This is a genomic window from Paraburkholderia atlantica, assembly GCF_009362785.1.
GTDB lineage: Bacteria > Pseudomonadota > Gammaproteobacteria > Burkholderiales > Burkholderiaceae > Paraburkholderia > Paraburkholderia atlantica.
Map to the genome: position 1 here is coordinate 172,084 of NZ_WHNQ01000010.1, position 26,830 is coordinate 198,913.

General features: G+C 62.9%; 21 protein-coding genes. 2 read left to right on the forward strand and 19 right to left on the reverse strand.

All coding sequences use genetic code 11. The annotated features are described in order from the left end of the window. Positions 1-17: 17 nt before the first annotated feature. Positions 18-3,956, reverse strand: a complete 3,939-nt coding sequence (gene putA / locus GCT19_RS17140) for a trifunctional transcriptional regulator/proline dehydrogenase/L-glutamate gamma-semialdehyde dehydrogenase (protein WP_152852599.1) — start codon at positions 3,954-3,956, stop codon at positions 18-20. Between the two features lie 325 nt (positions 3,957-4,281). Between putA and GCT19_RS42750 the strand changes: the two genes are divergently transcribed. Then, on the forward strand, positions 4,282-4,452 hold the full coding sequence (locus GCT19_RS42750) for a hypothetical protein (RefSeq protein ID WP_193727406.1): 171 nt from the start codon (positions 4,282-4,284) through the stop codon (positions 4,450-4,452). Positions 4,453-4,556: 104 nt separating this feature from the next. Here GCT19_RS42750 and GCT19_RS43355 read toward each other — a convergent pair whose 3' ends face one another. The 4 genes from GCT19_RS43355 to hemE all read right to left on the reverse strand — a co-directional run bounded on the left by GCT19_RS43355 (position 4,557) and on the right by hemE (position 10,251). After that, on the reverse strand, positions 4,557-4,730 hold the full coding sequence (locus tag GCT19_RS43355; protein ID WP_018432461.1) for a hypothetical protein: 174 nt from the start codon (positions 4,728-4,730) through the stop codon (positions 4,557-4,559). Positions 4,731-4,840: 110 nt separating this feature from the next. Next, positions 4,841-6,271, reverse strand: a complete 1,431-nt coding sequence (locus GCT19_RS17150; protein WP_152852601.1) for a YeiH family protein — start codon at positions 6,269-6,271, stop codon at positions 4,841-4,843. A gap of 168 nt (positions 6,272-6,439) precedes the next feature. Continuing rightward, positions 6,440-8,686, reverse strand: a complete 2,247-nt coding sequence (locus GCT19_RS17155) for a primosomal protein N' (RefSeq protein WP_321576817.1) — start codon at positions 8,684-8,686, stop codon at positions 6,440-6,442. A gap of 464 nt (positions 8,687-9,150) precedes the next feature. After that, positions 9,151-10,251 carry a uroporphyrinogen decarboxylase gene (gene hemE / locus GCT19_RS17160; RefSeq protein ID WP_018432458.1) on the reverse strand — a complete coding sequence of 367 codons (1,101 nt, stop codon included), beginning with the start codon at positions 10,249-10,251 and terminating at the stop codon, positions 9,151-9,153. Positions 10,252-10,545: 294 nt separating this feature from the next. Here hemE and GCT19_RS17165 point away from each other — a divergent pair, with 294 nt between their 5' ends. Then, positions 10,546-11,337: a transporter substrate-binding domain-containing protein gene (locus tag GCT19_RS17165; protein ID WP_018432457.1), complete on the forward strand. Its 792-nt coding sequence runs from the start codon at positions 10,546-10,548 to the stop codon at positions 11,335-11,337. 813 nt (positions 11,338-12,150) lie between these two features. Here the strand turns inward: GCT19_RS17165 and GCT19_RS17170 are convergent. From GCT19_RS17170 to mnmG, 14 genes are all read right to left on the reverse strand, one after another. Then, the gene (locus GCT19_RS17170; protein ID WP_152852602.1) at positions 12,151-13,881 is read right to left on the reverse strand and encodes an AMP-binding protein; all 1,731 of its coding nucleotides are present in this window, start codon (positions 13,879-13,881) and stop codon (positions 12,151-12,153) included. 220 nt (positions 13,882-14,101) lie between these two features. Further along, a complete protein-coding gene (locus tag GCT19_RS17175; protein ID WP_008917918.1) occupies positions 14,102-14,527 on the reverse strand; it encodes a F0F1 ATP synthase subunit epsilon in 426 nt (141 codons plus the stop codon). A gap of 158 nt (positions 14,528-14,685) precedes the next feature. After that, positions 14,686-16,080: a F0F1 ATP synthase subunit beta gene (gene atpD, locus GCT19_RS17180; protein ID WP_013090951.1), complete on the reverse strand. Its 1,395-nt coding sequence runs from the start codon at positions 16,078-16,080 to the stop codon at positions 14,686-14,688. Positions 16,081-16,181: 101 nt separating this feature from the next. Beyond that, a complete protein-coding gene (gene atpG / locus GCT19_RS17185) occupies positions 16,182-17,066 on the reverse strand; it encodes a F0F1 ATP synthase subunit gamma (RefSeq protein WP_013090952.1) in 885 nt (294 codons plus the stop codon). Between the two features lie 80 nt (positions 17,067-17,146). Continuing rightward, complete coding sequence (gene atpA / locus GCT19_RS17190) at positions 17,147-18,688, reverse strand: F0F1 ATP synthase subunit alpha (protein WP_018432453.1); 1,542 nt, start codon at positions 18,686-18,688, stop codon at positions 17,147-17,149. A gap of 56 nt (positions 18,689-18,744) precedes the next feature. Continuing rightward, positions 18,745-19,284, reverse strand: a complete 540-nt coding sequence (locus GCT19_RS17195) for a F0F1 ATP synthase subunit delta (RefSeq protein ID WP_013090954.1) — start codon at positions 19,282-19,284, stop codon at positions 18,745-18,747. A gap of 2 nt (positions 19,285-19,286) precedes the next feature. Then, a complete protein-coding gene (locus GCT19_RS17200; RefSeq protein ID WP_013090955.1) occupies positions 19,287-19,757 on the reverse strand; it encodes a F0F1 ATP synthase subunit B in 471 nt (156 codons plus the stop codon). A 136-nt stretch (positions 19,758-19,893) separates the two neighbouring features. Continuing rightward, positions 19,894-20,163, reverse strand: coding sequence for a F0F1 ATP synthase subunit C (atpE, locus tag GCT19_RS17205; RefSeq protein ID WP_007180033.1), 270 nt, complete (start codon positions 20,161-20,163; stop codon positions 19,894-19,896). Between the two features lie 81 nt (positions 20,164-20,244). Continuing rightward, entirely contained in the window at positions 20,245-21,096 is an 852-nt protein-coding gene (atpB, locus tag GCT19_RS17210) for a F0F1 ATP synthase subunit A (protein ID WP_013090956.1), read from the reverse strand. Between the two features lie 164 nt (positions 21,097-21,260). Continuing rightward, the gene (locus tag GCT19_RS17215) at positions 21,261-21,806 is read right to left on the reverse strand and encodes an ATP synthase subunit I (protein ID WP_018432451.1); all 546 of its coding nucleotides are present in this window, start codon (positions 21,804-21,806) and stop codon (positions 21,261-21,263) included. 577 nt (positions 21,807-22,383) lie between these two features. Then, positions 22,384-23,271, reverse strand: coding sequence for a ParB/RepB/Spo0J family partition protein (locus GCT19_RS17220; protein ID WP_013090958.1), 888 nt, complete (start codon positions 23,269-23,271; stop codon positions 22,384-22,386). A gap of 18 nt (positions 23,272-23,289) precedes the next feature. Continuing rightward, entirely contained in the window at positions 23,290-24,081 is a 792-nt protein-coding gene (locus GCT19_RS17225) for a ParA family protein (protein WP_013090959.1), read from the reverse strand. Positions 24,082-24,152: 71 nt separating this feature from the next. Continuing rightward, positions 24,153-24,836 carry a 16S rRNA (guanine(527)-N(7))-methyltransferase RsmG gene (rsmG, locus tag GCT19_RS17230; protein WP_152852603.1) on the reverse strand — a complete coding sequence of 228 codons (684 nt, stop codon included), beginning with the start codon at positions 24,834-24,836 and terminating at the stop codon, positions 24,153-24,155. Then, the gene (gene mnmG / locus GCT19_RS17235; RefSeq protein ID WP_026228091.1) at positions 24,833-26,791 is read right to left on the reverse strand and encodes a tRNA uridine-5-carboxymethylaminomethyl(34) synthesis enzyme MnmG; all 1,959 of its coding nucleotides are present in this window, start codon (positions 26,789-26,791) and stop codon (positions 24,833-24,835) included. The genes rsmG and mnmG overlap by 4 nt, the downstream gene beginning before the upstream one ends. Positions 26,792-26,830: the final 39 nt, after the last annotated feature.

Below are 26,830 nucleotides of genomic sequence, written 5' to 3' on the forward strand. Positions count from 1 at the left end.
AAATCGCCGAGGTTCGCTCAACCGATCGTCATCAAATTCGCATTACCGCCTGCCGCCGCGGTATTCACGCTGACCGAGCGCTCGGTCAGCAGACGCTCGAGCGCGTAGTCCTCGTCGCCGCTCGCGAGCGCCCGGGCCGCGACGCCCTGCACCGACACGATCGGCCCCGCGCGCTTCGCGACCTCTTTCACGAGCGTGAGCAGTTCGTCGCTGTCGCCTTCGAACAGCACGGCGTCGAACGGCGCGTCGGCGCTCTTCTTCACGCTCGCGTGCGCCTTCAGCGACGCCGGCAATTGCGAGACCAATTGCTCACCGGCCGCGCCTTCGAACAACGCACGATTTCCCGTAGCCAGCGCTGCCGCGAACTGCACGCGCGCGCCGCTCGCCGTCGACGCGATACACAGCACCGTGCCGCGCGGGCCCAGCGTGTAGGTATTGCGCTCGCCGGTCGGCCCCGACAGTACCGCAGTCGCGCCCGCTGGCACATGCGACAGATAGCCGTCACAACGCGCGGCAAGCTGCGGCTCGCGCTCGGCGATCAGCCAGTCGCGCAATGCGGTCAGCGCGGCCGCCGGATTGTCGCCCTTTTCCGCGGCCTGCGCCGTCTGCGGTACTTCGACCACCAGCGCCTGCGCGAGCGACTTCGGCAGACCAGCCGGACGCTTCGCGAGCAGACGCTGCAGATACAGCGCGCCACCGGCCTTCGGCCCCGTACCCGACAGTCCTTCGCCGCCGAACGGCTGCACCCCCACCACCGCGCCGATCACGTTGCGGTTCACGTAGATGTTGCCCACGTGTGCGCGGCTGATCACGTGCGCGATCGTTTCGTCGATGCGCGTGTGAATGCCGAGCGTCAAACCGTAACCCGTCGCGCGAATCTGTTCGAGCAGCTTGTCGAGCTGGCTGCGACGATAGCGCACCACGTGCAGCACCGGGCCGAACACTTCGCGCTTCAGCTCGTCGATGCTGTCGAGTTCGATCAGCGTCGGCGGCACGAAAGTGCCTTGCGTCGCGCCTTCCGGCAGCGGCAGTTGCTCGACCTTGCGGCCCTTGTCGCGCATCGCCGCGATGTGGGCGTCGATGCCGCGCTTCGCGTCGAGGTCGATCACGGGGCCGACGTCGGTCGACAGCCGGTCCGGGTTGCCGAGCGCGAGCTCGCGCATCGCGCCGGTCAGCATTTCGAGCGTGCGGTCCGCGATATCGTCCTGCAGACATAGAACGCGCAACGCCGAACACCGTTGACCGGCGGAGTCGAAAGACGATTGCAGCACGTCGGCGACGACCTGCTCGGCGAGCGCCGACGAGTCGACGATCATCGCGTTCTGGCCGCCGGTTTCGGCGATCAGCGGAATCGGCTTGCCATCCGGATCGAGCCGGCCGGACAGCGTCTTGTTGATCAGACGCGCGACTTCGGTCGAGCCGGTGAACATCACCGCACGCGTGCGCGGATCGGCGACCAGCGCGGCGCCGACTGTCTCGCCATTGCCCGGCAGCAGTTGCACCGCGCCCGCCGGCACGCCCGCTTCGCGCAGAATCCGCACCGCTTGAGCGGCGATCAGCGGCGTCTGCTCGGCCGGCTTCGCGAGCACCGTGTTGCCGGCCGCGAGCGCGGCAGCCACCTGGCCCATGAAAATCGCCAGCGGGAAATTCCACGGGCTGATACAGACCACCGGACCGAGCGGCCGATGCGTGTCGTTCGAAAACTCGTCGCGGATCTGCGTCGAGTAGTAGCGCAGGAAGTCGATCGCCTCTCGGATTTCCGCGACCGCGTTGGCGAGCGACTTGCCCGCTTCGCGCACCACGAGCCCCATCAGCGTGTGCATCTGCGCTTCGAGCAGATCGGCGGCACGCGCGAGGCAATCGGCGCGCGCCTCGACCGGCGTCGCCTGCCAGATCGGCGCGGCGGCCACCGCATGGCCGAGCGCCGCGCTCACGTGCTCCGGCGTCGCTTCGACGACGGTGCCGACGAGGTCACGCTGGTCGGCCGGGTTTCGCACGTCACGCCCGGCGCCGACGGCGATCTCGTTGTCTTCAAGCATCGGCGCGGCGCGCCACGGATGATGCGCGCTCGCGAGCAGCGCCGAGGACAGCGACGCGAGCCGATGCTCGTTCGATAGATCGAGGCCCATCGAATTGAGCCGTTCGGCACCGTACAGATTGCGCGGCAGCGGAATGCGCGCGTGCGGCGCGCCGAGCGGCACGATCTTCGACGCTTCCTCGACCGGATCGGCGACCAGGTCCTTGATCGCGACGGATTCGTCGGCGATGCGATTCACGAACGACGTGTTCGCGCCGTTTTCGAGCAGCCGGCGCACGAGGTACGCGAGCAGCGTCTCATGCGTGCCGACCGGCGCGTACACGCGGCACGGGCGGTTCAGTTTGTCGCGCCCGGTGACTTCTTCGTACAGCGGCTCGCCCATGCCGTGCAGGCACTGGAACTCGTACTGGCCGGGGTAGTAGTTGTTGCCGGCGAGGTGATAGATCGCCGACAGCGTGTGCGCGTTGTGCGTCGCGAACTGCGGATACACGGCATCGGGCGCGCCGAGCAGTTTTTTCGCGCAGGCGAGGTACGACACGTCGGTGTAGACCTTGCGCGTGTAAACCGGATAGCCCTCGAGGCCGTCGACCTGCGCGCGCTTGATTTCCGTATCCCAGTACGCGCCCTTCACAAGCCGCACCATGATGCGGTGACGGCTGCGGCGCGCCAGATCGACGATGTAGTCGATCACGAACGGGCAGCGCTTCTGATACGCCTGCACGACGAAGCCGATACCGTTCCAGCCTTGCAGTTCCGGATCGAAGCACAGCGCTTCGAGCAGATCGAGCGACAATTCGAGGCGGTCGGCTTCTTCGGCGTCGATATTGAGGCCGATGTCGTAGCGGCGCGCGAGGATCGCGAGCGAACGCACGCGCGGCAGCAGCTCACTCATCGTGCGTTCCTGCTGGGCGCGCGAGTAGCGCGGATGCAGCGCCGACAGCTTGATCGAAATGCCCGGGCCTTCGTAAATGCCGCGGCCGCCGGCGGCCTTGCCGATCGCGTGGATCGCCTGCTCGTACGACGCGTAGTAGCGCTGCGCGTCGGCTTCGGTGGTGGCCGCTTCGCCGAGCATGTCGTACGAATAGCGGAAACCGCGCGCCTCGTACTTGCGGCTGTTCGCGAGCGCTTCGGAGATGTTCTCGCCGGTGACGAACTGCTCGCCCATCAGGCGCATCGCCATGTCGACGCCCTTGCGGATCAGCGGCTCGCCGCCCTTGCCGATCAGCCGCGTGAGCGCCGACGACAGGCTCGTCTCGCTATTAGTCGTCACCAGCTTGCCGGTGATCATCAGACCCCAGGTCGCCGCGTTGACGAACAGCGACGGCGCCTGGCCGACGTGCGATTTCCAGTCACCCTTGCTGATCTTGTCGCGGATCAGCGCGTCGCGGGTCGCGCGGTCGGGAATGCGCAGCAGCGCCTCGGCGAGGCACATCAGCGCAACGCCTTCCTGGCTCGACAGCGAAAATTCGTGGATCAGCCCTTCGACGCCGCCGCCTTTGCTCTTCGTGCGCAGCGTTTCGACGAGTTTGCCGGCCATCGCCTGGACGTCGCCGGCGAGGTTCGCCGGCAGACGCGCCTGGCCGAGCAGGAACGGCACGCACTCGGGCTCGGGGCGGCGATACGCGGCGGTGATCGCCGCACGCAGCACCGACTGCGGCTGCACGTTCTGCGCGAAATCGAGGAACGGATGCGACGCGCCGTCTTCCTCGTTCTCGACCGCCGCGCCGTCGGCCAGATCGGCCGTGCCGGCTGCGCCCGACAGTTCGGCCGGCAACTGGCCGTGCTCGATCTTTTCGAGGTAGGCGAAAATCGCCTGCTTGATCAACCAGTGCGGGGTGCGTTCGAGGCGGGTGGCGGCATCTTTGAGCCGGGAACGCAGGAGGTCGTCGACCTTGACGCCAAGGGTGGTGCTAGCCATGTTTCCTTCTTTGATACCGGGCGTGAGCCTGGCGAAAGACTAAAAAGTTGGGCGAATCGTACGCCTACAAATAAAAAGGTGCAACCAAATCGACAGACTGGTTGCACCACGCCGGGAGCCTTATGGGGCGGGGGTTTCCGGGAGGTGCGCGAGAGTTGGACCGGGGTGTTTTCGATCGGTACTTTCCCTGGCGTGATTCTTTTTGAAATAAGCCTTATCAAACGACTTCGCGCGCCGATATACAGAAAGCACGATGGCGGACAGCCCGAAACGTCGGTTTCAGGGCATGCAGAAAAGATAAACGGGGTTCCCGAGGGTTGGTGTGATGGAAAAGTGGCTGGTAATACTGGGCCTCTGGGTGATGTGCGCGGCCTGTGCGGTATTTTTTATTCGAGGCGCGACCAGAAGCTCGAATCGGCGCGAACAGGAGCGCAAACAGGCAAGCGTGGCCTCGCGTGGATCGGCGGGCGATGCGCAAAACGTGCTCAACGACTGAGATCAGGGGAGCCCGCGCGACGGTTCATGAAGCCGAATGCGCGCGGATGGGTGCGCTCGCGGCTGGGTTGGCGCCGAGCTTGGCGCCCGAAGATCGCTGACGGGTCAGCGCGGCCGGAGCGACGGCGCAACCGACTCGAACTGCGCACAGACATCGCCGGGTGATACCAGCTGGTCGTGCAGACGGCACAGCCTGCTATCGGCGACACTCGCGCCGAACCCCGAACTAAACGCGACAAGCCCCGGAATGCGCAGCTCGAGCGCGTCCCGTTCGCTCACGCGATGCCGGCATCCTGCACAGCACGGCGCGTCAGTTGCACCGCCCCCCTCTACGGCGCCTGTGTATGGGGCACCGCCGGCGCCACGACCGATCGAAATCTTCATGGGCGCTATCCGAGGCTGTTCCAGTACGACGCGAATACGTGCGCGGACAAGGCATAACCGATGCCGATATTGACCACCACGCCCGCCGTGAACGCGAGGAACGGTTTCAGACCGGTCGCGGCAAGCGAGCGGAAGCGCGTCGTCAGACCGATGCTCAGGAAGCAGAAGGTGAACGCCCACGTGCGCAGCACCGTGATCGGCGCGACGAACTCCGGCGTGACGACCTTGCGGTAATCGGCGAGCGAATAATGACTCGCGATCCACGTGACCAACGCCGACGCGATCACGAAACCGAGCACGAACTTCGGGAAACGCGCCCAGATCTCACCGGCATTCGCGCGCGCGGTAACGCCGCTGTCCTGCGCTTCCCAGCGCGTCGTCGCGACGATTGCGAGCACGAACGCCCAGATGCCGATCCAGATGTCGCGGCCGACCACCTTCATCAGCGTGAACGCCTGCAACGACGCTTCCGGCGCGCCGGCGATCGCGCCGCCCGCGTGCCGCGCGAAATCGCCGTAGGCCTGGGCGGCGGCGATGCCCGCGGCGTCGGCGAATTCGGACGTGCCGATCCAGGCGCCGGCAACCGCCGTCGACAGTCCTAGCGAGCGCGACACGAACGGCAGCACGAAGATCATCACAATCGCCCACAGCACGACCAGCGTGATCGCGACCGACGCCTGCTCGCGCTTCGCCCGTACCGCACCGGCAATCGCGATCGCCGCCGATACGCCGCACACCGCGCCGCCGACACCAAGCACGGCGGCGAAGCGCCGATCGAGCCCGAACGCGCGCGCAACGAAGAAAATTACGAAGAAGGTCACCAACGACACGATGCTCGCCTGCACGACCGCGACCGGCCCCGCCCACACGAGCAGTGTGAACGGCAGCGTCGCGCCGAGCAGCACGATGCCGACCTTGATGTAAAACTCGACACGCAACCCGGCCCCGAGCCACTGCGGCAGCGTGAACAGGTTCGACACGAGCAGCCCGAGCGCGAGCGCGACGAGCGGCGGCTCGAGGTTGTACTTCGATGCGTCGACCCACGCGCCGAGCGTCAGAATCAGCGCGGAAGCGACGAACACGACGACGAACGCGGCCAGAAACGCCCCGACACGCTGCCTCAGCAGAGCGACGCTCGCACCGAACAGCACGGCGAATGTCGCGAACAGCGCGAGGTAGTTGGGTAGATGTTTGCCGATGTCCTGCGCGGCCTGTGGCACGCTCGACCATTTGGCCGGCGCGACCGCTAGCCACTTGATGCTGCTGCCCGACGCAAACAACGCCCACGCAATCACGATCACGAGCAGGCCGACCCCGGCAGCGAGCCAGTCTTCGGTCAGCGAAAAGCCGCTGCCTCGTGTCGTTTGCGCGTCTTGTGTACCTTGCCGCTGACCCGGCGCGGTGCCCGCCGGCACGGTGTGATGGCTGTCGCTCATTGCAGATGCCCCGAGAAGGTTGGATGGCATCGGCGCGAAGTTATTGTCGTTTAGCCGCAAAATGCGCCGATTTGGCGAATATAGGCGAGCGCGATCGCAAAGCGAAACGACCATTCGCTCTATGGATATGACTCAAAGAAGTAAGGCCGGCGTAACCGGCCCGTGGCGTCAGATGTCGAGCGGATCGACCTCGAGATTCCAGCGCAGCACGCCCTTGACGGCGCGCAACAGGGGCTGCCACGCGCGCAGCGTAGCCTGCAGCGCCGCGCGCGACGCGCTTTCGATCAGCAGCTGCGCGCGATGCACGTGCATCACCTTGACGATAGTAAGCGGCACCGCGTCGTAGACTGTGACGCGCTCGGCGGCCGGAATCTGCCCAAGCTCGGCGGCGGCCTGCTCCAGAAACGCGAGCGCCGCTTCGAGCGTGCGGCCTTCGGCGCGCAGCAGCGCCTGGTAGACGAACGGCGGCAGGTGCGCGTCGCGCCGCTCGGCGAGCGTGGCATTGGCGAAGCCGACGTAGTCGTGGCGACCCAGCGCGTGATACAGCGCGTGACGCGCATAGCGCGTCTGCACCAGCACTTCGCCCGGCAGACCGGCGCGGCCAGCGCGGCCGCTCACCTGCATCAGCTGCGCGAACAGGCGCTCGCTCGCGCGGAAATCGTGCGAAAACAGCGCGGTATCGGCATTCAGCACGCCAACCAGCGACACGCGCTGGAAGTCGTGCCCTTTCGCGATCATCTGCGTACCGACCAGAATATCGACTTCGCCAGCGTGCACATCCGAGAACAACGCCTGCGCACTGCCCTTGCGGCGGGTGCTGTCGGCATCGATACGCAGCACGCGGGCGCCCGGCACCGCGCTAGCGAGCGTTTCCTCGACGCGCTGCGTGCCACGCCCCAGCGGTGCGATATCGACGTTGCCGCACTCCGGGCACGAACGCGGGATACGAGACTCCCAGCCGCAGTGATGGCAGCGCAGCGCGCGCTCGGGCTTGTGCAGCACGACGTAGGCGCTGCAGCGCGGACAACCGGCCACCCAGCCGCACGCGTCGCAGGCGAGTTGCGGCGCGTAGCCACGACGGTTCAGGAACACGAGGCTCTGCTCACCGCGTTCGAGCCGCGCTTTCATCGCGGCGATCAACGGACCTGACAAGCCTTCGATCGACGCCCGCCCGCGCCGGCGCTCGTCTTCGAGATCGATCAGGCGCACGGTCGGCAGGGCGGCGTCGGCGACGGCCCGGCGCGACAGCGTGAGCCGCTTGTAGCGGCCCTGATCGGCCTGCCACCAGCTCTCGAGCGATGGAGTCGCCGAGCCGAGCACGACCGGCACGCCGAGCTGCTTAGCCCGATAGATTGCGAGATCGCGCGCCGAATAGCGCAAGCCCTCCTGCTGCTTGTAGGCGGGATCATGCTCCTCGTCGACGACGATGATTTCCAGCCGAGGCAGCGACGCGAGCACCGCGAGCCGCGTGCCGAGCACGATGCGCGCGCGTCCGGTGTGCGCGGCGAACCAGTTGCAGGCGCGCTCGCCTTCGGCGAGGCCGCTATGCAGCGTGACGATCGCGCTGGCGTCGAGCGCGGCGAAGCGGGCGCGGAACGCCGCCTCGAACTGCGGCGTCAGGTTGATTTCCGGCACCAGCACAAGCGCCTGCGCATCGGGCTTGGCCGCCAAAATCGCGGCCAGTGCGCGCAGGTACACCTCCGTCTTGCCGCTGCCCGTCACGCCGTGCAGCAGGAACGGCGCGAAGCCGTCGGCGTCGCGGATCGCTTCGACGGCACTCGCCTGCTCGTCGGTGAGAGTCGGCAGGACCGGCGCTGGCGCGCCCGGCAGTGAAGGCGCGGCGGGCACGGCGGCGGCGTCGATCACTTCGAGCGTCACCCAGCCGGCGGTCTGCCATGTGTCGAGTGTCGCGAGCGCCTTCGGATGCAGCGCGCGCGCGTCAGCGGCGAGCAGGAAGTCGGCTTGCGCAAGTGCTTGCGCGAGCGCTCTGAGCGCCGTCGCGCGGGCCGGCAACGCGTCAGGCAAGGCCCTGCGGCCCTCGGCCGTCAACCGATAGCGCTCTTCCGGCGCGAACAGCCGCGCCCAGCGCGACGCGTCGCGCAGCGCCTGCGGCAGCGCGGGCAGCGCTACTTCCCCGAGACCGCGTTGATAATAGTCAGCGGCGAACGCGGCGAGCGCGAGCCAATGCGCTGATACCGGCGGACACGACGTGCAGACCTTGTCCACATCCCGCAGACGTTCGGCGGGCACGTCGCTGCGGGCGGCCACTTCGCAGACCAAACCCACCACGTGCCGCTTGCCGAACGGAACGCTGACGAGCGTGCCCACGACAGCCGCCAGGGATGTGCCGCAGCGGTAGTCAAACAGGGTCGGCAGCGGATGATCAAGCGCGACGCGGACGAACACTTCGTTCACTCGGCGTGACTCTAAGGATGAGCCGGCACGAGGCCGAATCGCGGCGCGGAGTGGCTCGCCCGGGACCCAAAGCCGTCGAAGTTAAAGTAAAACCTTAATTTCACCGCTAAGTTTTGGATTCGACTGAACAATTGCGCTCGCTCGCGGCCCTGTGGATAACTTTGTTGAGAACTTCGCCTCGATAGGCCGCAAACGGCGTGGCCACGGCCTTGTGTGGGATTCCGCACATTTCCTCCCGCTCCCCGCAAAGCCTTGCCCGACAAGGCTTAGATCAAATGCGCCGGGTATGTGCAAGGGTCGGGCCACGATCAAACCCTCTACTGCGCCGCAGCGTGCGAAGTGTGCATAAGTCAGCTCTTGACTTTCGTAAGACCACCATCTGACGGCCTCTTCGCGGAACTACGGTCCTTAGGCCCAGAGCCCAATTCGCTGCGACGCAACACGAAACGGTAACGATTACAGTCTCACGCAGGCGTATGTGCGCCACTACGAATAGCGCGGCTGTGACGATGCACTTCGTCGACCAGCTCGGCAACATGCTCTGGCGGCGTGAACTGCGAAATCCCGTGACCCAGATTGAAAACGTGGCCGGGATGATTGCCGAAGCTGTCGAGCACCGCGCGCGCTTCCATGCGGATCGCGGCGGGCGGTGCAAACAGCACCGACGGATCGATGTTGCCCTGGAGCGCCACCTTGTCACCGACACGCTCGCGCGCCTTGCCGAGGTTCACGGTCCAGTCAAGGCCCACCGCGTCGACGCCGCTCGCGGCGATGTCGTCGAGCCACAGGCCGCCGCCCTTCGTGAAGGCGATCACGGGCACTTTTTCGCCGTCGTGCTCGCGCTTCAGCTGACTGACCACCTGCTCGATGTAGCGCAGCGAAAAGCGCTGATAGATGCCGTCGGCGAGTGCTCCGCCCCATGTGTCGAAAATCATCACTGCTTGTGCGCCGGCTTCGATCTGCGCGTTCAGATAGGCGGCGACGGCGCGCGCGTTGATCTCGAGAATCCGCTGCAGCAGATCGGGACGAGCGTAGAGCATCGATTTGACCGTGCGAAAGTCCGCCGAGCCGCCGCCTTCGACCATGTAGCACGCGAGCGTCCAAGGGCTGCCTGAGAAGCCGATCAGAGGCACGCGCTGGCGGCCTTGCGCGTCCTTGAGCGCCAAGCGGATTTCACGCACGGCGTCGGTCACGTAGCGCAGTGTCGCGTCGATATCCGGCACCGCGAGGCGCGCGACGTCGTCTTCGGTGCGCACCGGACGGGCAAATTTCGGCCCCTCGCCGTTGACGAACTCGAGACCAAGGCCCATCGCGTCGGGCACGGTCAGGATGTCGGAGAACAGGATCGCGGCGTCGAGCGGATACCGATCGAGCGGCTGCAACGTGACTTCCGTCGCGAAAGCCGGATTCTTCGCGAGACCGAGGAAACTGCCCGCGCGGCCACGCGTGGCGTTGTATTCCGGCAGATAGCGGCCAGCTTGCCGCATCAGCCAGATCGGCGTGTAGTCGGTGGGCTGGCGCAGCAGCGCGCGCAGGAAAGTGTCGTTCAGGAGTTGATGGGCCACGTTGCGTGCGACTGGAGAGCTGAGGGCAAAGGAGCATTTTACCGGAGGCGGCTGCGGACATCGCGCATCGCGGGGTGATCGATGTTGCGACGGCGCGTCGTGGAAAGCGGGCGGGGTGCGGCTAGGGCGCACCTCTGTCGGCTACCGGCCGACACTGCGTGCACGGCTTCGTGGTCGCTGTCTTCCGCTGCCCGCGTCGCCCTGGTTGAATGGCCGATGTTCAAGCCCTCGCTGCCAAGCTACTATCCGACAGCTTTACCGATGAATTACACACTACACACCACAGGAGACTCGATGAAGAAGGCAGCACTCGCAATGCTCGGCGCGCTCGCCGGCGTCCTGATGCATGTCGGCGTGGCGAACGCGCAAAGCGCCGCGGCCGCGCCGTCCAGGCTCGACGACATCGTCAGCCGCGGCACGATACGCGCCTGCACTACCGGCGACTACAAGCCGTACTCGTTTTACAAAGGCGATGGCCAGTTCGAGGGCATCGATATCGACATGGCTGAGTCGCTCGCGAAGTCGCTCGGCGTGAAGGTCGAATTCGTCAAGACGTCGTGGTCGAACCTGATGAACGACTTCGTCGCGAAGTGCGACATCGGCATCGGCGGTGTGTCGCCAACGCTCGAGCGCCAAAAGCATGCGTTCTTCACTCAGGCTTACATGATCGACGGCAAGACGCCGATCGTCCGTTGCGACGACGTCAACAAATATCAGACGGTCGCGCAGATCGATCAACCGTCCACGCGAGTGATCGTCAATCCCGGTGGCACAAACGAGAAGTTCGCGAAGCAATACTTCACGCACGCGAACGTGACCGTTTATCCGGACAACGTGACGATCTTCAAGCAAATCCTCGCGGGCAAGGCGGATGTGATGGTGACGGATGCGTCGGAAACGCTGCTGCAGCAGAAGCTCAATCCCGGCCTATGCTCCGTGCATCCGGACAAGCCGTTCCAGTACGGCGAAAAGGCGTGGCTCGTGCCGCGGGGCGACGTCGCGTTCCAGCAATACGTCGATCAGTGGCTGCACCTCGCTCGGGCGACCGGCGAGTATCAGGCTATTTCGGACAAGTGGCTGAAGTAAGCCGACCGTGTCCATGCCAGGCCGTCCAACTGATTGCGGCATGGGCGGCCTGTGCAAGCCTGACGGCTGCGTGTCGGCGAGGATGTAACCAAGAGCGACGTCGTCGGGCCGTAATAACTTTCGGATCAGCTCTCCGAGGAAGCGTTGCGCCCCTTTTTAACAACCAGCACAAGCGGATTCGCATTGCTGCATCGCCGATTAACTTCTCGCCGGAGTGCGAGGTATTTCGGGGCAGAGTCGGAGTGCTTGTTATACATGAAGTGCGTCCCTCAAAAAGCTGCAGACGCAACTATTTCACGCTAATAAGTGACCTCATTCCTACCGCAATATGCGTCATGAATGGCATCAATCATGCATATTAAATTGCGGCGTAGTCATCGGTAAAAACTACGTTTCATATGCTTTATTTTGGCAATAAATCCCGCAACGCCTTATCTGGCGGGCGTTACAACCTGAAACACTTTGTTACCGCCTTCGTAGGTTAATTCGCCCACAATGCCCTCAACGGTTTCAACACGGATGTGGCTGTGTGCGTGGTGTGAGCGGATACGATGCACTTGCCGGTCGGCGCTTGCCGAAGCCCTGTGAAGGGGCATCCCTGCTGGGGCCGTAATCGACGCAGGGTCGTCGGCGTAACCGTCCCATCATTGGTCTCCTCGCGCTAACCCCGTAGCGTGTGGTTTTTAGCGGGCTCCAGGCCCGCTTTTTTTTCGTCTGCTCAAACGTTTGCGCGCGACGAATCCTCGGCGCGCAACTCCAGTTCGGCCCTCTTCCTATTGCTCATCCTTGCCTGCGCAGCGCTCCGCGGCAGCGTCATGCCGTCTTGTCCTCCCTGAGCTTCAATTCGCCGATCATGCGCTCGCGCATCACGAATTTCTGCACCTTGCCGGTCACGGTCATCGGCAGTTCGTCGACGAAGCGGATGTAGCGCGGCACTTTGTAGTGCGCAATCTGTCCCTGGCAGAACTGCTGGATCTCTTCTGGCGTTGCCTGTTCGCCCGGACGCAGCACGATCCACGCGCATACTTCTTCGCCGTACCTGGTATCGGGCACGCCGAACACCTGTACGCTCTGGATTTTCGGGTGGCGGAACAGAAACTCCTCGATCTCGCGCGGATAGATGTTTTCGCCGCCGCGAATCAGCATGTCCTTCAGCCGACCGACGATGTTGCAATAGCCTTCGGCGTCGAGCGTCGCCAGATCGCCCGTGTGCATCCAGCCGTCGACGATGCTCTCGCGCGTCTTCGCCTCGTCGTCCCAGTAACCGAGCATCACCGAGTAGCCGCGCGTGCATAGCTCGCCGGTTTCGCCAACCGGGACGATATTGCCGAGCGGATCGACGATTTTCACTTCGAGATGCGGCTGGATGCGCCCGACCGTCGTGGTCCGCTTGTCGAGCGGGTCGGTCGTCGAGCTTTGGAACGAGACCGGGCTAGTTTCCGTCATGCCGTAGGCAATCGTGATCTCACTCAGATGCATCTTCGAGACGACCTTCTTCATCGTCTCGATCGGGCACGGCGAGCCCGCCATGATGCCGGTGCGCAGCCGCGAGAAGTCGTATGAGGCGAAGGTCGGATGGTCGAGTTCGGCGATGAACATCGTCGGCACGCCGTGCAGCGCGGTGCATTTTTCCTCGGCGGTCGCAGCGAGCGTCGCGGCCGGATCGAAGCCCTCGCCCGGAAACACCATGTTCGCCCCGACCGACACACACGCGAGCACCGCCAGCACCATCCCAAAGCAGTGGTACAGCGGCACTGGAATGCACAGGCCGTCCTGCTCGCCGAGCCGCATCGCCATCGCGATATAGCGCGCGTTGTTCACGACGTTGCGATGCGTCAGCGTCGCGCCCTTCGGATTGCCCGTCGTGCCACTCGTGAACTGGATGTTGATAGGTTCACGGCAGGACAGCGTCGCACCGATCGCATCGAGCCGGGCGGCGTCGAACGAGGCCCGCCCGCGCTCGATCACGTCGGAAAAGCTCAGCATGCCTGGCGTCTCCGTGTCGCACATGCGGATCACGTAGCGGAGATCCGGCAGCCGCGCGGCGTGCAGTTCGCCCGGCGGCTGCGTCGCGAGTTCGGGCGCGAGTTCCTGCAGCATCTCCAGGTACATCGACGTCTTGAAGCGCTCTGCGGTGATGATCGCCTTGCAACCGACCTTGTTCAGCGCATATTCGAGCTCCGCGAGCCGGTAGGCCGGATTGATATTGACGAGGATCGCACCGATCCGCGCGGTCGCGAACTGCGTCAGCAGCCACTCGATGCGGTTCGGTGACCAGATGCCGACGCGATCGCCCTTAGCGATGCCAAGTGCAAGCAGCCCGGACGCAAGCATATCCACTTCTTGCGCAAATTCGCTCCACGTCCAGCGGATGCGCTGTTCGCGAAACACCACGGCCGGCCGGTCCGGGAAGCGCACGGCGGTGTCGCGCAGAAACTCGCCAACGGTCGCTTCGCTCAGCGGGTTTTCAGTCGACCCGCGCACATACGACAGTCGATCCGCGGGTTCGATGAGTGCACCTTCGCCCGAGCTATGCGTTGCCATGGTGTTGTCTCCGTGAGCGCCAGCGCGCTCGATTGAAATGAATTTGAAATCGATTGTGCACCAGCGCGTATCGGGCCGGAATGAAGTCTTACCCGCACCGCCCCTGCAGACCGACGCCTCTGTCTCCCACCTCGTGGATTTTGCCGACCTTTACGTAAACGTCAATCAGATATCAAAAAAAAGCAGCCACGCGGGCTGCTTTCTTCTACTACGTGCTGCTTTAGTGCTGGCCGCGCAGCTTGCGCAGACGCTGGATTGCCGCGAGCTGCGCCGTCGCGTACGCAAGTTCCGCCTGTGCGGTCGCGTACTCGAGGTTCGAGCCCGTGTTTTGCAGCGCCTCTTCCGCACGCTTGCGTGCGTCTTCGGCCTTGGCTTCGTCGAGATCCTTGCCGCGGATCGCGGTGTCGGCAAGAACCGTCACTGCGCCCGGCTGAACTTCGAGGATGCCGCCGGCGACGAAGACAAACTCTTCTTCGCCATTTTCCACTTCGATGCGCACCGCACCCGGACGGATCCGCGTGATGAGCGGCGTGTGGCCCGGCAGAATGCCGAGTTCACCCGCTTCGCCTGGCAGCGCGACGAACTTCGCCTGGCCCGAGAAGATTTCCTCTTCCGCACTGACGACGTCTACTTTAATGGTTGCCATATGTGTCGACTCCTGTCGACGAGAGTTAGCGGTTGGGTGCTGACTCCCGTCCCATGCAAGGCGGGTTGAGCGTAATCAGAGACGCCGGCTTTGCGCAACACTACCGTCTAAGCAGTCGTGATGCGCGAGGCCCGCGCCCGCTTCGTTACACCCGACCTTTACTGGATCTTCTTGGCCTTTTCGAAGGCTTCGTCGATCGTGCCGACCATGTAGAACGCTTGCTCCGGCAGGTGATCGCACTCGCCTTCGACGATCATCTTGAAGCCACGGATCGTTTCCTTCAGCGGCACGTACTTGCCCGGCGAACCCGTAAACACTTCAGCGACGTGGAACGGCTGCGACAGGAAACGCTGGATCTTACGAGCGCGCGCGACAGCAAGCTTGTCTTCCGGCGCGAGTTCATCCATGCCCAGAATCGCGATAATGTCGCGAAGTTCCTTGTAGCGCTGCAGCGTTTGCTGCACGCCGCGCGTGATCGAGTAGTGCTCTTCCCCGATCACGTGCGGGTCGATCTGACGCGAGGTCGAATCGAGCGGGTCCACCGCGGGGTAGATACCGAGCGAAGCGATGTCACGCGACAGCACGACGGTTGCGTCCAGGTGGCCGAAGGTCGTAGCCGGCGACGGGTCGGTCAAGTCGTCCGCAGGGACGTACACGGCCTGCACCGACGTAATCGAGCCAGTCTTCGTTGACGTAATACGCTCTTGCAGCTTACCCATTTCTTCAGCCAGCGTCGGCTGATAACCCACTGCCGACGGCATACGGCCGAGCAGCGCCGACACTTCGGTACCGGCCAGCGTGAAACGGTAGATGTTGTCGACGAAGAACAGCACGTCGAGGCCTTCATCACGGAAGTGCTCGGCCATGGTCAGCCCGGTCAGCGCGACGCGCAGACGGTTGCCCGGCGGCTCGTTCATCTGGCCGTACACCAGCGCGACCTTGTCGAGAACGTTCGAGTCCTTCATTTCATGATAGAAATCGTTCCCTTCACGGGTACGCTCGCCCACACCGGCGAACACGGAGTAACCGCCGTGTTCCTTCGCGATGTTGTTGATCAGTTCCATCATGTTCACGGTCTTGCCCACACCGGCGCCACCGAACAGACCCACCTTACCGCCCTTTGCGAACGGGCAGATCAGGTCGATAACCTTGATACCGGTTTCGAGCAGCTCGGTCGACGGCGACAGTTGGTCGAACGCCGGAGCCTTCTGGTGGATCGCACGCGTGGTTTCGCTCGAGATCGGACCGGCTTCGTCGATCGGACGGCCCAGCACGTCCATGATACGGCCGAGGGTCGGCTTGCCGACCGGCACGCTGATCGGGTTGCCCGTGTTCTTGACGACCGTGCCGCGGCGCAGACCGTCCGAAGCACCCAGACAGATGGTACGGACCACGCCGTCGCCCAGCTGCTGCTGGACTTCGAGCGTCAGCTCCGAACCTTCGAGAATGAGCGCGTCGTAGATCTTCGGCATGGATTCACGCGGAAATTCCACGTCGATCACCGCGCCGATGCACTGTACGATCTTGCCTTCTACCAAAGCAGTAGTACTCATCGCTTTTCCTTTAGATACTCAATTCTTCACTCGCGCAAAGGCGCAGTTTCTCCGATGGGTGCGCCACTCGGGCGCACACGCAACGACCTGTCTGACCGAGGTCAGACGGCCGCCGCTCCACCGACGATTTCCGACAGTTCTTTCGTGATCGCGGCCTGACGGCTCTTGTTGTAGACGAGCTGCAGATCGCTGATGACCGTCTTCGCGTTGTCCGAAGCGGCTTTCATCGCGACCATGCGGGCCGACTGCTCCGATGCCATGTTTTCAGCGACAGCCTGATAGACCAGCGCTTCGACATAACGCACCAGCAGTTCGTCCACCACTGCCTGCGCATCCGGCTCGTAGATGTAGTCCCACTGCGTGCTCGGCGTTGTACCGTCTTCTTCCGTGCGCTCGAACTGGTCCGCCGACAACGGCAGCAGTTGCTCGATCACCGGCTCCTGCTTCATCGTGTTGACGAAGCGCGTGTACGCAAGGTACACCGCCGAAATCTTGCCTTCCGAGAACAGGTCGAGCTGCACCTTCACGGCGCCGATCAGTTTTTCCAGATGCGGCGTATCGCCCAGTTGCACGACGTTCGACACGACCTTCGCCTGCAGACGGTTCAGGAAACCCAGACCCTTGCTGCCGATCGCAGTTGCCTCGATCGTCTTGCCCTGGCCTTCCAGTTCCTTGAACTTCTGCAGCGACGCGCGCAGCACGTTGGTGTTCATCCCGCCGCACAGACCTTTGTCAGTCGTGACGAGGATGATGCCAGCCGCCTTCGCGCCTTCGTTCGACACCATGAACGGGTGACGATACTCCGGGTTCGCACGGCTCATGTGCGCGGCGATGTCGCGGACCTTGTCGGCATACGGGCGAGCAGCGCGCATGCGCTCCTGAGCGCGGCGCATCTTCGATGCGGCCACCATCTCCATCGCTTTCGTGATCTTGCGCGTGTTTTGCACGCTCTTGATCTTGCCGCGAATTTCCTTCATTCCAGCCATTGCTTGCTCCTTGATCGAAGCAGCGCGGGAGCATTCGCATGCGGCCCGCGCCGCTTCAAGGTCCGTTTATGCCTTGCGGATCAATAAGCGCCGGACTTCTTGAAGTCTTTGACGGCCGTGTGCAGCAAGCCTTCGTCGTCCTTCGAGAGTTCCTTGGTATCTTCGATACGCTTCACCAGGTCAGCATGGCTCGACTTCAGGTGATCGCGCAGGCCCTTCTCGAACGGCAGGACTTGAGCAACTTCGAGGTCGTCGAGATAGCCGTTGTTCGCCGCGAACAGCGACACAGCCAGTTCCCACACTTGCAGCGGCTGATACTGCGGCTGCTTCAGCAGTTCCGTCACGCGGCGGCCGCGCTCGAGCTGCTTGCGGGTTGCTTCGTCGAGGTCCGATGCGAACTGCGCGAATGCAGCGAGTTCACGGTACTGCGCGAGGTCGGTACGGATACCGCCCGACAGCTTCTTCACGACCTTCGTCTGAGCCGCGCCACCCACACGCGACACCGACACGCCAGCGTTAATTGCCGGGCGGATACCTGCGTTGAAGAGGTCGGTTTCAAGGAAGATCTGGCCGTCGGTAATCGAGATCACGTTCGTCGGAACGAATGCGGTCACGTCACCTGCCTGCGTTTCGATGACCGGCAGTGCCGTCAGCGAACCGCTCTTGCCTTTCACTTCACCGTTGGTGAACTTCTCTACGTACTCTTCCGACACGCGAGCAGCACGCTCGAGCAGACGCGAGTGCAGATAGAAAACGTCACCCGGGTAAGCTTCACGGCCCGGCGGACGGCGCAGCAGCAGCGAGATCTGACGGTATGCCCAAGCCTGCTTGGTCAAGTCGTCATAAACGATCAGCGCGTCCTGACCGCGATCGCGGAAGTATTCGCCCATCGTGCAGCCGGCGTACGGCGCGAGGTATTGCATCGCGGCCGAATCCGAAGCCGAAGCAGCCACGACGATCGTGTATTCGAGCGCGCCCGATTCTTCGAGCTTGCGCACTACGTTCATGATCGACGAAGCCTTCTGGCCAATCGCGACGTAGATACAGACGAGGTTCTTGCCTTTCTGGTTGATGATCGCGTCGACTGCAACTGCGGTCTTGCCGCACTGACGGTCGCCGATGATCAGCTCACGCTGGCCACGGCCGATCGGCACCATCGAGTCGATCGACTTCAAACCGGTTTGGACCGGTTCCGAAACCGACTTACGCCAGATCACGCCCGGTGCAATCTTTTCGATTGCGTCGGTCATCTTCGCATTGAGCGGGCCCTTGCCATCGATCGGGTTACCGAGCGCGTCGACCACACGGCCGAGCAGTTCCGGACCAACCGGCACTTCGAGAATGCGGCCCGTCGTCTTGACGATGTCGCCTTCCGAAATGTGTTCGTATTCACCCAGAATCACGGCGCCGACCGAGTCGCGCTCGAGGTTCAGTGCCAGACCGAAGGTGTTGCCCGGGAATTCGAGCATTTCGCCCTGCATCACTTCCGACAGACCGTGGATACGCACGATACCGTCGGTCACGGAGATCACGGTGCCTTGATTGCGAACGTCTGCGCTCGCTTCAAGGCCCTGGATCCGGCTCTTGATCAGCTCGCTGATCTCAGAGGGATTGAGTTGCATTATTCGCTCCTGATAGTCAATTCTGTTGCGTGCCAGCCGCTAAAGCGCGAAGCGCTTCAGGCCGTCAGGGCCGTTTGCATCCTGGCGAGCCGCGCGCGGACCGAGGTATCGAGCACTTCGTCGCCGACTGTCACGCGTACGCCGCCGATCAGCGACTGATCGACTTCGACCGTCGGTTTCAGCTTGCGCTTGAACTTGCGTTCGAGGCTTGCGACGAGTTCGTTCAACTGCGCACCTTCGAGCGGGAATGCGCTGACGACCAGCACATCTGCCGCCCCTTCGCGGGCGTTCTTCAACTCTTCGAACTGCGAGGCGATTTCCGGCAGCAGCTGCAGGCGATGGTTATCCACCAGCATCTGCACCAGATTCTTCGCTTGCGCGTTGTCCTTGAGCGGCGACTTGACCGCGGCCAGCAGCAGATCGCTAACCTGGGCACGGCTCACTTTCGGGCTCGAGGCGATCGACAGCACTTCGGGCAGACGCGCAACCTGTGCCAGCTCCTGCACGAGCGTGGACCAGGCGGCGATGTCACCAGCTTCGGCCACGCCAAACAGCGCTTCCGCGTACGGACGGGCGATGGTTGCAAGTTCGGCCATGATCAGAGCTCGGCTTTCAGTTGATTCAGCAGGTCAGCGTGGGCTGCCTGGTCGACTTCGCGCTTCAGGATCTGTTCAGCGCCCTTCACAGCGAGTGCAGCGACTTCGCCACGCAGCGCTTCGCGCGCCTTCACGACTTGCTGCTCCGCATCGGCCTTCGCCTGCGCGATGATGCGGGCGGCTTCCACCTGTGCCTGAGCCTTGATTTCGTCGGCGACGGCGACAGCGCGCTTTTCAGCGTCGGCGATGCGTTGCTGGCCATCGTTGCGAGCCTGAGCCAGTTCCTGGTCGACGCGCTTGTGAGCGGCTTCGAGTTCCTGCTTGCCCTTTTCCGCGGCGGACAGACCGTCGGCGATCTTCTTCGCGCGCTCGTCGAGGGCGTTGATCAGCGGCGGCCACACGAATTTCATCGTGAACCACGCGAGGATCAGGAACACGACCATTTGCGCAAACAGGGTTGCGTTGAGATTCACGGTGTTTCCTTAAACGTTGCTTGTTCGGAAAGTGAAACGGCAAGGCGCTCATCGATTCTGCTCGATCAGCGCCCCAGTACCCGTTCCGCCCTGCGCCTTTACCTGTTATAGCTCAGGCGCAAACCTCCGAGGAACCTCAGCCTGCCAGCTTCGAGAGCAGCGGGTTCGCGAACGCAAACAGCATTGCCACACCAACGCCAATCAGGAACGCCGCATCGATCAGACCAGCCAGCAGGAACATCTTGGTTTGCAGCGGGTTCATCAGTTCCGGTTGACGGGCGCATGCTTCGATGTACTTGCCGCCCATCAGACCGATACCGATACAGGCGCCGATAGCACCCAGGCCGATGATGATGCCGATACCGATGGCGGTCAGACCCTGGATGTTGGCGATGAAAGCTTGCATGATCACTCCTTTGTGAAAAGTCTTTTAGAACTGGTTGGAACTGGGAATTAAAAAACTACGATTCTTTGCCGACAACGCAGGTTAGTGCGCGTCGTGTGCCTGGCCGATGTACACCAGCGTCAGCATCATGAAAATGAACGCCTGCAGCAGAACGATCAGGATGTGGAAGATTGACCACACTGTGCCGGCGACCACGTGGCCGATGAAGCCAAGCACCGTCGTGTCCGCGCCGAAGCTCCAGATGCTGCCGAGCAGGGCAATCAGCAGGAACAACAGTTCGCCCGCGTACATGTTGCCGAACAGCCGCATGCCGAGCGAGACCGTCTTCGCGACGAACTCGATGATGTTCAGTGCCAGGTTCGGGATCCACAGCAGCGGATGCGCGCCGAACGGAGCGGACAGCAGCTCATGCACGAAGCCACCGGCGCCCTTGATCTTGAAGTTGTAGTAAATCATCAGCACGAACACGCCGAGCGCGATGCCGATCGTGCCGTTCAGGTCGGCGGTCGGCACGAGGCGGTGGTGCGGAATGACTTCGGAGAGACCCAGCCAGCCGATCAAGCGGCCCGGCAGGTCGACGGGGATGAAGTCGAGCGAATTCATCAGCGCGACCCAGACGAACACTGTCAGCGCGAGCGGCGCGATGAAAGTCCGTGAGCCGTGGATCATCGCCTTCGATTGATCCTCGACCATTTCGACCAGCATTTCGATCGCGCATTGGAAGCGGCCCGGCACGCCGGACGTTGCCTTGCGTGCTGCCAGGTGCAGCACGAGGATCGTGACGAGACCGCACACGATCGACCAGAAAAGGGTGTCGAGATTCCACACGTGGATGTCGAAAATCGACGTCTGGTGTGCGGTGGAAAAGTTCTGCAAGTGGTGCGCGATGTACTCGGACGGATCCATTGCGCGCGTGCCTTCGCTAGCTGCCATATCGTTAAAGCCACCCAAATTGTCGAAAATCGTTTGAGGCCGTTCCCGCCGAAATACCGTGTTGCGGGAACGCGCCGGGTGCGGCCCTATCTCATCCGCACACCCTCGCCGGCGCTGCGCGCCGGCCTTAAATTCTTTTTGCTGCTATTTTTTGTGCTGCTACCTTAGCGCCACGCCAACGCGATCCAGTAAGTCTTCAGCGCGATGAGGTAGGTCACCAGCAGCGGAATCCAACGTACGTCGTGATACCAGAAGGCGATTGCGACAAACATCGCAATCGTTGTCCCCATCTTTAGTGCTTCGCCGATCATCCAACTCATCACGGTCTCGGCGCCGCCCAGCTTTTTCAGTCGCGCCGCGAACAGCGCGCCCGGTACCCAGCAGATCGCCCCCCCCAGGAACGCTGACAGCGCAGCAGCGCCCGGCGGCTTGTAGAACAGCCACCACAACAGCGTTGCAACCAGGGACAAAACCATTTGCGCTGCGACGACCCTGAACGGCGTCACGCGCGATGGACGACCCACGCCGGGACCAAACAGCTTTTCCGCCTCGGCCCGCGTGAGCGGAACGATATTGTTATCTTCCTGCGCGTCATCCCACGCTTCGGCCGGATCGAACTTCCGACTGGCGGACGTCTCGGGTGCGGAGCGTTCAGCGCGGTGTCTGTCGTCACCATTTTCCGGCGACAGATTCGACGTTTTAACCGCCATCGCAATGTTCCGAAAGTCTCGTTCAGCCCGCGAGTTTACGCAGCGCTTACGGGGTTGCCGTGCAATTAAATCCGGGCGATTGTAAGCGATAGTTGCAGGCAATTCAAGACTTTAGGCCAACCTATAACGGCGTGAAACGTGCCTTCACGATGCGGTAAAACGTATGCGAAAGACGCGAAACACGTGAAATGTAAGGCGGGCGGGGCAAGGCAAAACCTGCGGGGGTAGTCGCGTGGATTGAAGCCCGTTGGCAGGGCGTTTTGACGCTGCGGCGGACGTCTCGAAAATGCAACAAATGCCGCTTTTTTAAGGGCTGAACCGCGCAGTTCTTCAATTGACGTGATTCTTTTTTCGCCGCGATTTTCGATGATGATCGAGCCGCTTTGTGATAGCGGCTCGTAGGGATGATTACCGCACAATGTCGAACGTTTGAAACTAGGATTACTGATTATTTTTGCATTGGCTGATTTTGAAACCGACGGTGGTCGCTCGCGCTGCGGTAAACCAACTCGCGGCAGTGCTCATGCACAGGCCGCCAGCCGTTCACCACCCTTCCCTACTAAGCGCCAATTGGCACTCAAACGTTCGCGTTCCCGCGCAACCGAACAAGAATGCCTTCCAACGCGTCGAGATTGCCAAAGTCCACCAGCACCTGGCCGCGACCGCGTCGGCCGAGCTTGATTTTCACCGTCGCCGACAACAGGTCCGACAGTTCCTCTTCTAGCCGTCGCGTGTCACGGCCGCCATCCGGGTTCGCGCGCGCCTTTGCCGCCGGCGTCACCTTCATGGTCATCGCGACCAGCTTTTCGGTCTCGCGCACAGATAGGCGCTTGTTGACGACCTGGTTGGCCAGCGTGATTTGCGTCGCGGCATCGACGGCGAGCAGCGCGCGAGCGTGGCCCATGTCGAGATCTCCGGCGAGCAACATCGTCTGTACCGGCGTCGCGAGGTTCAGCAGACGCAGCAGGTTCGACACCGCGCTGCGCGAACGACCCACCGACTCTGCCGCCTGCTCATGCGTGAAATTGAATTCGTCCAGCAGGCGCTGGATGCCTTGGGCCTCTTCCAGCGGATTCAGATCCTCGCGCTGAATGTTTTCGATCAGCGCCATCGCCGCTGCGGCCTGGTCGGGCACGTCCTTCACAAGCACCGGCACCTCGTCGAGGCCAGCGAGTCGCGCCGCGCGAAAACGCCGCTCGCCCGCGATGATCTCGTAGCGATCCGCCGCGATCGGACGCACGAGGATCGGCTGCATCAGCCCTTGAGCGCGGATGCTCGCCGCGAGTTCCTGCAGCGCGCCTTCGTCCATGCGCGTGCGCGGCTGGTATTTGCCGGCCTGCATCTTGCCGAGGGGCAGCACGTTCGGCGCGCCGTCGATCACCGCTGCTTCGGTGATATCCGCGGTGCCGCCGAGCAATGCCTCCAGACCGCGGCCTAGTCCCTTCTTTCTTGCTACTGCGTTCATCGTGCTTCCTCGATCCGCTTAGGATGCCTGGGGCGCGTCATTCAGCGCGCGCACCCGTTCAATCATTTCAACGCCGAACTGCACGTACGCCTGCGCGCCTCGCGACGCCCTATCGAACACCACACCGGGCAGCCCGTAGCTGGGCGCCTCGGCCAATCGCACATTGCGCGGAATCACCGCGTCGAACACCTTGTCGCCGAAGTGCTCTTTCAATTGATCCGAGACTTGCTGTTGCAACGTGATGCGCGGATCGAACATCACGCGCAGCAGACCGATCACCTTGAGGTCGCGATTCAGGTTCGCGTGCACTTGCTTGATCGTGTTGACGAGGTCGGACAGCCCTTCGAGCGCGAAGTATTCGCACTGCATCGGGATGACGACCCCGTGCGCGGCGCATAGTCCGTTGAGCGTCAGCAGCGACAGAGCCGGCGGGCAATCGATGAGCACGAAATCGTATTCGCCCTCGACCGCAGCCAGCGCCGTCCTCAGTTGACGCTCGCGATTCTGCATGCTGACGAGTTCGACTTCGGCGCCCGCGAGCTCACGGTTCGCCGGCAGCACGTCGTAGCCGACCGCCTCGGGCCGCACGCGCGCATCGGCCACGGACACGCTGTCCACGAGCACCTCGTAGACCGTGTTCGCACATTCGGCTTTGTCGATACCGCTGCCCATCGTGGCGTTGCCTTGCGGGTCCAGATCGATGAGAAGGACTCGCTGTCCCTGCGCTGCCAGGCTTGCGGCCAGATTGACTGTGGTGGTCGTCTTGCCGACACCGCCCTTCTGGTTCGCAACGCAGAAGATTTTTGCCATCGTTGGTGTGTCCCTTTTGCTGCTTGGATGAAGTGAAAATTACTGAGGGTACTTGGAGGCCTCGGCGTCCGTTAGCTTTCGGTGTCCACTCGTACCTCAATCAGGTGCCGTTCGGCGTCGAGCGACGGCACATTCAGTCGGACGATCTGTTCAACGTGGGCGCCCGCCGGCAGACGCGCGATTTCGGCATCCGGCCGCACACCCTTCATCGCCCAGATCGCGCCCTGCTCCGCAACCAGATGACGGGCCAGTGTAACGAAATCCGCGAGTTCTGCGAATGCGCGCGAGACGATTACGTCGAACTTTGCCGGTACTTCGGCGCCAGGCTGCAGCGTCTCCACGCGGCCGGTCACGACCGACAGGTTCGCGAGGCCCAGTTCGGCCTTCGCCTGCGATTGAAATGCCGTCTTCTTGTGGACGATGTCGTTCGTCGTGACGGTCCAATCGGGCAGCACAATCGCGAGCACGATGCCCGGCATGCCACCGCCCGAGCCCACGTCGAGCACCGACGAAGGTCCGCGCGGCGCCAGGTGCGGCACGATCGACAGCGAATCGAGGATGTGCTGAATCAGCATCTGCCGCGGATCGCGGATTGCCGTCAGGTTGTAGACGTTGTTCCACTTCGCGAGCAGCGCGACGTAATCGAGTAGCTTGCGCTGCTGGGCGTCGCTGAGTTCGAGGCCAAGTTCACGGACACCGTCCGCCAGCAATGACGCCAAGGCCTGCTGGTCGACTCCTCTTTGCGCTGCCGTCATTGCACCACCGGCGTGCTGTCGGCGCCGGGTTCGGCGGGTTTCGACGGGCGACGCCCGAGGCCACGCTTCAGATGAACCATCAGCAGCGAGATCGCGGCAGGCGTGATGCCCGAAATACGCGACGCCTGGCCGATCGTTTCCGGCCGGAACTGCATCAGCTTCTGGCGTGCTTCGAACGACAGTCCACGCACCTCGGTGTAGTCCAACCCTTCTGGCAAACGGGTATTCTCTTGGGCCTCGTTGCGTTCGATTTCACCGGCCTGTCGATCGATATAGCCTTGATATTTGACGCCGATTTCAATCTGTTCCTTGATCTGCCCGAGCAGCACGGGGTCTTCCGCAAGTGCTTCGGGCGCGCCACAAGTGCCGTCACGCAGCGCGCAGACGCCGTCGTAGCTGACACCCGGACGACGCAGCAGGTCCGCGAGACTGTATTCGTGGTCGATCGGCTTGCCGAGCAATGCGGTCGCTTGTTCCGCGGATAAGGTCTTAGGATTGACCCACGTTGAACGCAAGCGCTGTGTTTCACGTGAAACAGCGTCCCGCTTGCGACTGAAGGCGTCCCAGCGGGCGTCATCGACTACACCCAGCTCGCGCCCCATCTCCGTCAACCGCATGTCGGCATTGTCCTCGCGCAAACTCAGACGGTACTCCGCACGGCTCGTGAACATTCGGTACGGCTCGGACACCCCGCGCGTGACCAGATCGTCGACGAGCACGCCGAGATAAGCCTGGTCGCGCCGCGGGCACCATGCTTCCTTGCCTTGCACGAACAGGCCGGCATTGATGCCGGCCAGAACGCCCTGGGCGGCCGCCTCTTCGTAGCCGGTCGTACCGTTGATCTGTCCGGCGAAGAACAGGCCATTGATCACCTTCGTTTCCAGCGATGCCTTGAGTCCACGCGGGTCGAAATAGTCGTACTCGATCGCATAGCCAGGCCGCAGTATGTGCGCGTGCTCGAGACCGCGCATAGATCGCACCAGTTCAAGTTGTACGTCGAACGGCAGGCTCGTCGAGATTCCGTTCGGATAGAACTCGTTCGTGGTCAGACCTTCCGGCTCGAGGTAGATCTGATGCGATTCCTTCGACGCAAACCGGTGAATCTTGTCCTCGATCGACGGGCAATAACGCGGCCCCACCCCCTCGATCACGCCCGTGTACATCGGCGAACGATCGAGACCGCCACGAATAATGTCGTGTGTCCGTTGATTCGTATGCGTGACCCAGCACGGAACTTGGCGCGGGTGCTGCTCGACGCGCCCCAGGAACGAGAACACCGGCACCGGGTCCAGATCGCCCGGCTGCTCTTCGAGCTGCGAATAGTCGATTGTGCGACCATCGATCCGCGGCGGCGTACCCGTCTTCAGCCGGCCCTGCGGCAGTTTCAGCTCTTTCAATCGCGCCGATAGCGAGACTGCGGCGGGGTCACCCGCGCGGCCGCCGGTGTAGTTGTTCAAGCCCACGTGAATCTTGCCGTCGAGGAACGTGCCAGCCGTCAGCACCACCGCGCGCGACCGGAAACGAATACCTACTTGCGTAACGGCGCCGACCACGCGGTCGCCCTCGACGATCAGATCATCGACCGCCTGCTGGAACAGCCACAGATTCGGCTGATTCTCCAGACGATGGCGGATCGCCGCTTTGTACAGCACGCGGTCGGCCTGAGCCCGCGTGGCGCGGACCGCCGGCCCTTTCGACGAATTCAAGATACGGAACTGGATGCCGCTCTCATCGGTGGCAGCCGCCATGGCGCCGCCGAGCGCGTCGACTTCCTTGACCAGATGGCCTTTGCCGATGCCGCCAATCGACGGATTGCAGCTCATTTGACCAAGGGTCTCTATGTTATGGGTCAAAAGCAGCGTTTTATTGCCCATGCGCGCCGACGCCAAAGCGGCTTCGGTGCCGGCATGACCGCCGCCGACGACGATTACGTCAAATTCTGTGGGAAAAAGCATCGCGGGATCTCACGCCAGATCGTCGCGTGAGCCTTCAAA

Coding starts and splice junctions, on each gene's coding strand:
- GCT19_RS42750 (WP_193727406.1), top strand. CDS start 4,282: ATGGAAAAGTGGCTGGTAATACTGGGCCTCTGGGTGATGTGCGCGGCC.
- GCT19_RS17175 (WP_008917918.1), bottom strand. CDS start 14,527: ATGGCAACCATTAAAGTAGACGTCGTCAGTGCGGAAGAGGAAATCTTC.
- atpD (WP_013090951.1), bottom strand. CDS start 16,080: ATGAGTACTACTGCTTTGGTAGAAGGCAAGATCGTACAGTGCATCGGC.
- GCT19_RS17225 (WP_013090959.1), bottom strand. CDS start 24,081: ATGGCAAAAATCTTCTGCGTTGCGAACCAGAAGGGCGGTGTCGGCAAG.
- GCT19_RS17165 (WP_018432457.1), top strand. CDS start 10,546: ATGAAGAAGGCAGCACTCGCAATGCTCGGCGCGCTCGCCGGCGTCCTG.
- GCT19_RS17215 (WP_018432451.1), bottom strand. CDS start 21,806: ATGGCGGTTAAAACGTCGAATCTGTCGCCGGAAAATGGTGACGACAGA.
- GCT19_RS17170 (WP_152852602.1), bottom strand. CDS start 13,881: ATGGCAACGCATAGCTCGGGCGAAGGTGCACTCATCGAACCCGCGGAT.
- atpG (WP_013090952.1), bottom strand. CDS start 17,066: ATGGCTGGAATGAAGGAAATTCGCGGCAAGATCAAGAGCGTGCAAAAC.
- rsmG (WP_152852603.1), bottom strand. CDS start 24,836: ATGACGGCAGCGCAAAGAGGAGTCGACCAGCAGGCCTTGGCGTCATTG.
- atpB (WP_013090956.1), bottom strand. CDS start 21,096: ATGGCAGCTAGCGAAGGCACGCGCGCAATGGATCCGTCCGAGTACATC.
- GCT19_RS17220 (WP_013090958.1), bottom strand. CDS start 23,271: ATGAACGCAGTAGCAAGAAAGAAGGGACTAGGCCGCGGTCTGGAGGCA.
- atpE (WP_007180033.1), bottom strand. CDS start 20,163: ATGCAAGCTTTCATCGCCAACATCCAGGGTCTGACCGCCATCGGTATC.
- GCT19_RS17150 (WP_152852601.1), bottom strand. CDS start 6,271: ATGAGCGACAGCCATCACACCGTGCCGGCGGGCACCGCGCCGGGTCAG.
- GCT19_RS17195 (WP_013090954.1), bottom strand. CDS start 19,284: ATGGCCGAACTTGCAACCATCGCCCGTCCGTACGCGGAAGCGCTGTTT.
- atpA (WP_018432453.1), bottom strand. CDS start 18,688: ATGCAACTCAATCCCTCTGAGATCAGCGAGCTGATCAAGAGCCGGATC.
- mnmG (WP_026228091.1), bottom strand. CDS start 26,791: ATGCTTTTTCCCACAGAATTTGACGTAATCGTCGTCGGCGGCGGTCAT.
- putA (WP_152852599.1), bottom strand. CDS start 3,956: ATGGCTAGCACCACCCTTGGCGTCAAGGTCGACGACCTCCTGCGTTCC.